This window comes from Alcanivorax sp. HI0083 (genome assembly GCF_001635175.1).
This window is the reverse complement of the sequence record NZ_LWFX01000933.1, coordinates 1-8,547: the sequence shown is the minus strand read 5'-3', so window position 1 is coordinate 8,547 and position 8,547 is coordinate 1. Positions and strand designations below refer to the sequence as shown.

Sequence of the window (8,547 nt, the reverse complement as noted above, 5' to 3'; positions counted from 1 at the left end):
CATGACTTTCAAGCCAGACTTGAATTCACTGGTAGAATAGTTGGCCATAAATAATGTTCCAAAGGTTGATGTATGGCATTGGAAAGGCTGGCAATGATAACGCAGGAAGCGGCCGGTTGGGAGTTGCCGGACTGGCAGCGCCAGCAGGCCGATCTGATTACCGACCCGGCGGAGCTGTTTGCGCAGCTGGGACTGACTCCGCAGGACCTGCCCGCCAGCCTGGCGGCGGCAGGCGATTTTCCCTTGCGGGTGCCGCGTCGCTACGTGGACCTGATCGAGCGGGGCAACCCGAATGATCCGCTGTTGCGGCAAGTGCTCAGCGCGCCTGAGGAGCGCCAGCTCCAGCAGGGATACAGTGCTGACCCGCTGGAGGAAGCCGAGCACACGGCGGTGCCGGGCCTGTTGCATAAGTACCATGGGCGGGCACTGCTGGTAGTCACCGGGGCGTGCGCGGTGCATTGCCGTTACTGCTTTCGGCGGCACTTTCCTTACCAGACACATCTAAGCGGCAAGCGCTGGGAGCAGGCACTGGAATGGCTGGCGGCGCGGCCGGATATTAATGAGGTGATTCTCAGTGGCGGCGATCCGCTGACCCTGAACAATCGGCGCCTTGAGCAACTGCTGGAAGCCCTGGCAGGCATCCCCCACCTGCGCCGGTTACGCATCCATAGCCGGACTCCGGTGGTGATTCCCGAGCGGCTGGACGCGGGCTTGAGAGCATTGCTGACCGATGACCGCTGGCAAACCGTGCTGGTGCTGCATGCCAACCACCCGCGTGAAATCAGCCCGGCCCTGGCGGCGGGTTGCCGCGATTGGCGTGGTGCGGGTATCACCCTGTTGAACCAGAGTGTGCTGCTGGCCGGAGTGAATGACAGGGTGGAAACGCTGGCGGATTTATCCGATGCCCTTTTTGCTGCGGGAGTGTTGCCTTATTACCTGCATCAGCTGGATGCAGTGCAGGGAGCAGCCCATTTTGCCGTGCCCGATGCCATTGCCCGGGAGCTGCATGCGGACTTGCGTGCGCGCCTGCCGGGCTTTCTGGTGCCAAGGCTGACTCGGGAAGAGCCGGGAGAGCCCGCTAAAACGGTGCTGGCCGGTTAAGAGGCGCGGTCCGCAAGCCCTTTCTGAGGAATGTGGCACAGCGTTTACAGAATTGTAGCGGTATCGTAAAGTCGTGTGACACAGGACGCATAAATAACAAGAACTAATACCAAATAACTAGGTAGCCTGGATGCCGCCAAGATAAGGATTATCTTCATGGAGCAACCAGCCCAGACAGTGCGATTGAAACTGCCCGAGCAGGATTTGCCGCACCTGACACTTGGCGCTGATCAGCCGAAGAAGCTGGAGCAGTGGGTGGAGTCTCTTCCGATCATGAATATGGGAGAAACGGCTCGACAGCTGTACCAGTTTATTCAGGAGCTTAATCGGCTGCAGATTGATTCCAAACTCCGCTTTCAGTTACTGGAAGTCGTGCGCCCGTCTATTCTTCATGTCAGCGATTCGCTGCAAAAACACTATCTGAATCAGTCCCTGGTGTTGCCTGAGAAGGCTCGCCGCGTGGCCAGTCTCGCCCAGGCCCTGCAGGGGCATCTGGCGAACGGGTACAAGCTGGTGGCGGTGCGTGGCATTCGCAAGGTCAAGGACAAGGCCGTTCGGCGAGCGGTGACTACCGCTATCCATCGGGCGGTGACGGCCCTGGGCGATACACTGCTGCGCTGTTATCAACTCTATTTCCCCAGCCCCCGTCATTTGTGGCTGGAGCTGCACCAGCTGTTCCTGCTGGCTGAACTCCACGGGATCAGCGCGACTCCGGTGGTGGATGGTGAAGTCGAAAGCAGTATCCAGTCCGCCTACGCCCGTTGCCTGTTGCTGGCCACGGCGAAACCCAATCAGTTGCGTCAGCAGGAGCTGGCGGGCATCTACAAGGCGGCGTTTGCCTGGGCGCCGCTGATCGAGATCAGCACAGCCAGTGATGATGACGACCTGTTTGTCTTTGACCTGCAGGCCGACCGGCCGCCGATTTACCGTACCCATGCCTCCCAGGCATCGCAAAGCTGGCGTTACATTGATTCCACCCGTCTGGTGGAGGCCATAACCGCCTGGCTGAGAGCTCCCGGTGACAGCGAACTGGTTGTGCCCAAGAGTCTCAATGAGGGTCTGCTTACCCATCTGCAGCAGGTCTGGGGTGCGCTGACCGAGCGGGCGTTCAAGCGCATGCCGGAAAGCGGCGAAATTGAGTTGTGCTTTGGTCTGGTGGGGGTGCACTACTTCCTGTCCGGCAAGGTGGCTTTTGAAACCATGGTGGAGCGCGGCAGTCTTTCCGTGCTGAGTGCCGAAGAAGAGCACAACCCTTTCCTGGCGAACATCCAGAAGAGCAACAAGCAGAAACAGCAGAACGCAGACCCCTGGGCAACGGCCTATCAATCGGATTATGTCGGCGAGACCATTGAAATGGGTGCGCCGGGCAGTCAGCGCTCGGAAGGCACTCTGCCAGTGAGTTATCACTGCCAGAAAGTGAACGCGAGCCCGGGCGGCTATTGCCTGTCGTGGCAGGGAAATACGCCAAGCCTGATGCGCACCGGTGAATTGCTTGCCCTGCGCGATCACCCCGATAGCCAGTGGTCCCTGGCCGTGGTGCGCTGGGTGACGCAGTTGCCGAACCATGGTGCCCGTTTTGGTGTGGAGTTACTGGCGCCAGGCGGACGTCCGGTGGCGGCACGGGCCCTGCGCAAGCAGGGACTCGACAGTGATTTTATGCGCGGTGTGGTGTTGCCCGAGCTGGCTGCTGTGGGGCAGCCCGCTACCCTGTTGTTGCCCACGGTGGGCTTCAATGAAGGCGTCAAGGTGGAGCTGGTGGAAGCCGGCGAGCCGCGCCGGGTGCAATTGCTGCGCCGTACCCAGGGTGCGTCCGGGTTCAGCCAGTATCCCTTTCGGGATATGGCGACGCCGGCACCGACTCAATCCCCGGAAGGCGGGGATGATGATGCGCTGGATTCGATCTGGTCCAGCCTGTAGAAGTTGATGACGAATCAGGAAAAATGTCATTTGCGATTCGTCGTTCACAGGCTGCCGATTAGCCGCCTGTTAGAATAACAAAAAGTATCGTTGCGGCGAGGATGCCGCGAAACGTATGTGTCTCCATTTTGCCGTAACTTTTCATTAGGGGGCCTGGCCGTCGCGTAATGGCTGCAGGCCGGTGTTTTCGGCACATTCCCTTTGATGGTTGCCAAGACAGGGTAGTCAGGCACAATGGTGGGCCGTAAGAAAAGTGCATGAGTCATCGCCCCATGAGTTACGCCCTCGATAATTTACGTCTTCTGATCGCCCATGATTCCCAGGATGAGGCTGAGCAGCTGATGAACGCCCTGCGTAATGCCGGTCGTGCGACCCGGGCGCAGCTGGCGCTGGGTGAGGATGACCTGTTACGGGCCTTGAAAGGTGGCGCGTGGGAATTGATGCTGTGCCGCCCGACCTTCGGCGACAGCAGTTTTGAAAGCGTCATGGCGCACCTTAATCGCCTGGGCAAGGCGATCCCGGTGATTCTTCTCGAAGACAATTTCACCCCCGATACCATCAAGGCCGGCATGTCACTGGGGGCCCGTGGTGTGGTGCCCAACGATGATCGCGAGCTGCTGTCGTTGATGGTGGACCGGGTCATCGAGTTCCTGCGTCTTCGCAAGGAGCTGCAGCACTCCGAAATTGTGCGCCACGATGCGGAGAAGCGTCTGTCTTTGCTGATGGACCAGAGCCGTGATGCGATTGCCTATGTGCTTGATGGCATGCACATCCACGCGAATGACAATTACGTGGAAATGTTCGGTTATGAAAGCGCTGACGACCTGGCCGGGGTGCCGATCATGGATATGGTGTCGGCCTCGGACCATGCCAAGTTGAAGCAGCTGTTGCGCAGCCGTGCCCAGGACGAAAGCCAGACCCACGAGTTGGAATGCAAGGGCGTTAATACCGAGGGTAGCGAGTTCGATGCCACCTTCACCTTTTCGGCCAGCACTTACGATGGCGAGGCCTGCACCCAGATCGTGATTCGCGCCGCTGGCGTGAATGAGAGTGAGATGGAAGAGCGGCTTCAGGAAATGAGCCAGAAAGATCAGGTCACAGGACTGTTCAGCCGCAGCTGGTTTATGGATCGGGTGGATGAAAGTGTGGCCCAGGCCGCCAACGAAGGGCGCCTGTCCACCGTGCTCTATCTGCGTCTGGATGACTTTGAGCACCATCAGTCGGGTCTGGGAATTGATGGCGCGGATGAGATTCTGAAAAGCGTGGCCGAATGGCTGCGTGCCGAGGTGGGCGAGGCTCATCTGGCCAAGGTAGATGGCGAGGATTTTGCCGTTCTGCAACCGGTGGCCGATATGGATGAGGCCGCAGAACTGGCAGAGAGATTGCGTGCCGGCATTGAAACCCTGATGCCGGAAGTGGCCGCCAAGACCGTGCATATCACCGCCAGTGTGGGGGTGTCGTTTGTGCGCGAAGACGCCCGCAGCAGCCAGGACACGCTGACCACGGCGCTAAAATGTTGTAATCAGGCGCAACGGGAAAATGCCGGTAAGGGCAATGCCATCAAAGTGCACGATCCCATGGATGATGTGGCCGCCGGGTCTTCCGAGGCGGTGGCCATGCTGGTGCGTCAGGCCTTGGAGCAGGGCGCCTTCAATCTGCGTTACCAGCCGCTGATGAGCCTGGAAGACGAAACGGACCATGCCTTTGAGGTGTTCGTGAACCTGCCGCAGAAGCAGGGGGAGGCCATGGAGGCAAAAGAGTTTATGACGGTGGCAGCGGATCAGGGCCTGGTGGGCAAGATTGACCGCTGGGTGGTCCTCAATGCCATGCGCGCTGCGGCTGCCTTCAGCGAACCGGTCAGTCTGGTGCTGAACCTGAATGGCGCCTCCCTGGCGGATGCGTCGCTGGCTGACTGGCTCGGCAAGGCCATGCGTGCGGCCAAGATGGACGGAGCGCGGGTCACGTTCCAGTTCAGTGAAGGCGACGCGGCCACGTACCTGAAGCAGGCTGGTGCCTTTGCCGAGAAGGTGAAAGCGCTGGGGTGTGGTATTTCCATCAGCCGTTTCGGTGGTGGGCTGGATCCGTTCAAGTTGTTCCAGCATATCCCGGCCACCATGGTGAAATTCGAAGGTTCTTTCACCCAGGAGCTGTCCAAGGCCGAAGGCCGCGAGCGCCTCACGTCGATCATCAAGCAGGTGAAAGAAGGCAACCGCAAGACGGTAGTGGGCTTTGTGGAGTCGGCCGCACAGATGCAGGCATTATGGACACTGGGAGGCGTGGATTATTTGCAGGGCTATTACCTGCAGGCGCCGATGGACAAGCTGGAAATCCCGGACGCAGCGTAGTTTTTTAGTGGACAGCTGACAGCGTCGCGCTCCTGATCCGGAGCGTTTTGAAACGCAAGAGGCCGCGCCTTGTCGATGGGCGCGGCCTCTTGCGTTTGGATTCATGGCAGCGTTGTTCGCGCAGCTGTCAATTATCCACTATCAACTGTCAACTACTCTTAAGCAGCTCCGCCTGATCCTTGTCCCGCACACCGATGAGATAAAGAATGCCGTCCAGCCCCAGGGTAGAGATGGCTTGCTCCGCATTCTGTTTGACCAGCGGTTTGGCGCGAAAGGCAATGCCCAGGCCGGCTTCACCGAGCATGGGCAGGTCGTTGGCGCCGTCACCTACGGCGATGACCTGTTCCAGGCTGATGCCTTCCTGGGTCGCAATGTCTTTCAGCAGGTCGGCTTTGCGCTGGCCGTTGACGATCTGGCCGACAACCCGGCCAGTGACCTGGCCATTCTCGATTTCCAGTTCGTTGGCATGGACATAATCAATGCCCAGCAGCTGCTGTAACCATTGCCCAAACCAGGTGAACCCCCCGGAAAGAATGGCGGTGCGATAGCCCAGCGCACGCAGGGTCGAGATCAACCGTTCGGCGCCTTCGGTGAGCTGGATGCGCTCGCGCACCCGCTCCAGGGCGCCTTCGTCCAGGCCTTTCAGTAGCGCCACACGAGCCTTGAAGCTTTCGTTGAAATCCAGCTCGCCACGCATGGCCTGCTCGGTAATGTCTGCCACCTGTTCGCCGACACCGGCTTCAGTGGCCAGCTCGTCGATAACTTCGGAGCGGATCAGGGTGGAGTCCATATCGAACACCACCAGGCGACGGTTGCGTCGATAGGCGCTATCGCGCTGGAACGCGATGTCCAGATTGCGTTCGTTGGCGATATTCAGGAAGGCGGCACGCATGGCCTCGCCGTCTTGGGGCTCGCCGCGCACGGAAATTTCGATACAGGCGCGGCTGTCCTGATTGAGCGCCTCGCCTTCCAGATGTACGCGCCCGGACAGCCGGGCAATGCTGTCGATGTTGAGTCCGTTGTCAGCCACGGTGGTGGTCACATCGGCCAGCTGCTCGGCGGTGATCTTGCGCGCCAGCAGGGTAATGATGTGGCGGTCCTTGCCCTGGCCGGCTACCCACTCTTCGTAGCGGTCTTCGTCGATGGGCCGGAAGCGCACATTGATGTTCAGCTTGTGTGCTTCGAACAGCAGGTCTTTGAGTACCGATGAGGATTCCGCATCCGGCGGGGTTTCTACCAGTATGCCCAGTGACAGGGTGTCGTGGATAACGGCCTGGCCGATATCCAGAACATTGAGCCGGTAACGGGCAAGAATGCCCGTGAAGGCGGCGGTCAGGCCGGGCCGGTCATTACCAGATACCTGGATCAGAATGATCTCGCGCACGCGTGGGCTCCCAGTTGCAGAAGATAAAAAGTGCCAGAAGGTAAAAAAGCGTTAGATCGTCGGCGCTATCTTTGCCCCGAAACGGCGTAAGAGTAGCAGAAATGGTGGCTTGAGAGGCAGGTTCTTGTGCCTGGCCAGGTTCCCCAACGACAGGCGACTACGCCAATTGGGTCAAGTCCTGCCTGGCCGGGCGCGGTATACTGCGCCGCAGTCTCAACGGTCAAGAATACGGAAAGCAAAGTTATGTCACTGTGGGAGCAATGGCGGCCATGGATCCGGCAGCAGCGGAGCCTGCTGCGCGAGCTGATTCTTATGCTGTTGGCCATGCTGGTGGTCGGCGTCTATTTCCTTGAGCACTTTTCTGCCGGCCTGGAGCAGGAGCGTAAAGTGCAGCTGCAAGCGTTGGCGCAGCAGACGGCTCGCCGTGCGGCGGAAGCGTTGGCCAGTGAGGACTCCATCAGCATTAATCTGATTGGGCGGGAAACCGTGCAGCTGAAACCGGTGCTGGGGATTCGCTTCGAGGATACCTCCGGGGAGCAGGTCGGCGCCGCAGGGGAAAAGGCTTCCCCCTTGCGAGTGACCGTGCCGGCAGCGCTCCCCGATGGTGAGCTGGCGGGCACCCTGACCTTGCTGGGTGACAATACGTTGCTGCCGCGCAAACAGATCGAAGCGGGTTTTGTGCTGGCAGTGCTGTGCCTGTTGTTGTTACGAGTGGCGGCTGCGCTGATACAGCAGCGCCTGCAGCCGCCCGCGCAGGATGAGCCTGATGTATCCGCCCCGAGGGTGCCCCAGGAGTCGCCACATCATGATGCGCCGTTCCCGCCGATAGTCCGCTCGCCTGTGCCGGACGGCGCAGAGATGCAGGCCCAGTTACGCCTCAGCATTGTGAACTTCGCGCATATCCGGCAGCGCTACACGGAAGAGGTGTTGAAAGAGGTGCTGGCGGAGTACCAGCAGTTGCTGGATCAAGTGGCGGCACTGTATGACGGCCACCAGGGGCCGGTGATTGGTGAGCAGGCGGGGTTGTATTTCTATCAGGGGCCGGCATCACGCGCCGCGTTTTCCGCCCTGTGTGCTGGCCTGCTGTTCCTGAGAGTGGTGCGGCTGCTGGCGCCGCAGCGCAAACAGGCGGGCAAGATCTCTTTGGAATTCAAGGCATTGGTGACGGCGGACCCGGATCAGGAAGAAGCCTGGGCCCTGTGTGTGGCGGGTGTGCCGGGGCGTCTCAATGTGCCTGACAGCCAGCTGACCGTGGCCGAGCTGGATGTGAAAGCGCTATACCAGCCAGAGAAAGCCCAGGTGGTTTGTGCGGGTGACCACCGGGTGCGTTTGCAGCCGGTGGAACAGTTGGCCCACCGTTACCAGGCGCTGTTACGCACTCAGGCGGAGACCTTGCTGTCCGATGACGGAGGCAGGGTCGAGCCCAGCAGGTAGTTGTGCATGGCCTGTTGCACGTCCCTGTTCAGGGCGGCGATGCCGGTGTTCCCGAACAGGCGATTGAATTCCAGAATGTAGGGATGGCCATCCACCATGGCCACGTCGAACCCGGCGTGGTTGATGTTCAGATAACGGGCCAGCCCTTCCACCAGTGACAGTGCGTTGCCTGGCACCGGCAGGTCGGTGCGCACCCGGCCACCCTGGCTGACGTTATTGAGAAAGCCGGAACCCTCCCGCCAGTAGCTGGCCACCACGCTGTCTCCGACCACGACAATGCGCAGGTCGCGCACGATGGGCAGTAATTTCTGTACGTACAGAACGGTTTCGCGGGCGGCATAGTCCTGTGACTGTTGCCGGTTTTCG

6 protein-coding genes are annotated in these 8,547 nt (G+C 60.0%); 4 read left to right on the top strand and 2 right to left on the bottom strand.

All coding sequences use genetic code 11. From position 1 onward, the window contains the following. Positions 1-93: 93 nt before the first annotated feature. The 3 genes from epmB to A3754_RS10260 all read left to right on the top strand — a co-directional run bounded on the left by epmB (position 94) and on the right by A3754_RS10260 (position 5,363). Complete coding sequence (gene epmB, locus A3754_RS10270) at positions 94-1,101, top strand: EF-P beta-lysylation protein EpmB (RefSeq protein ID WP_063519598.1); 1,008 nt, start codon at positions 94-96, stop codon at positions 1,099-1,101. Between the two features lie 156 nt (positions 1,102-1,257). Further along, entirely contained in the window at positions 1,258-3,018 is a 1,761-nt protein-coding gene (locus A3754_RS10265) for a hypothetical protein (RefSeq protein ID WP_063519597.1), read from the top strand. Between the two features lie 257 nt (positions 3,019-3,275). Next, the gene (locus A3754_RS10260) at positions 3,276-5,363 is read left to right on the top strand and encodes an EAL domain-containing protein (RefSeq protein WP_231880581.1); all 2,088 of its coding nucleotides are present in this window, start codon (positions 3,276-3,278) and stop codon (positions 5,361-5,363) included. Between the two features lie 148 nt (positions 5,364-5,511). Here A3754_RS10260 and serB read toward each other — a convergent pair whose 3' ends face one another. Beyond that, positions 5,512-6,747 (bottom strand): phosphoserine phosphatase SerB, encoded by a 1,236-nt coding sequence (serB, locus tag A3754_RS10255; protein WP_063519595.1) that lies wholly within the window; start codon positions 6,745-6,747, stop codon positions 5,512-5,514. A 243-nt stretch (positions 6,748-6,990) separates the two neighbouring features. Between serB and A3754_RS10250 the strand changes: the two genes are divergently transcribed. Continuing rightward, the gene (locus A3754_RS10250; RefSeq protein WP_063519594.1) at positions 6,991-8,181 is read left to right on the top strand and encodes a hypothetical protein; all 1,191 of its coding nucleotides are present in this window, start codon (positions 6,991-6,993) and stop codon (positions 8,179-8,181) included. Here the strand turns inward: A3754_RS10250 and A3754_RS10245 are convergent. Next, a partial coding sequence (locus A3754_RS10245; protein ID WP_369817601.1) for a RimK family alpha-L-glutamate ligase occupies positions 8,127-8,547 on the bottom strand: 421 nt, incomplete at its 5' end. The genes A3754_RS10250 and A3754_RS10245 overlap by 55 nt on opposite strands.

Excerpts from the sequence above, each read along its gene's own strand:
- epmB (WP_063519598.1), top strand. The coding sequence starts at position 94 with ATGATAACGCAGGAAGCGGCCGGTTGGGAGTTGCCGGACTGGCAGCGC.
- A3754_RS10265 (WP_063519597.1), top strand. The coding sequence starts at position 1,258 with ATGGAGCAACCAGCCCAGACAGTGCGATTGAAACTGCCCGAGCAGGAT.
- A3754_RS10260 (WP_231880581.1), top strand. The coding sequence starts at position 3,276 with ATGAGTCATCGCCCCATGAGTTACGCCCTCGATAATTTACGTCTTCTG.
- A3754_RS10250 (WP_063519594.1), top strand. The coding sequence starts at position 6,991 with ATGTCACTGTGGGAGCAATGGCGGCCATGGATCCGGCAGCAGCGGAGC.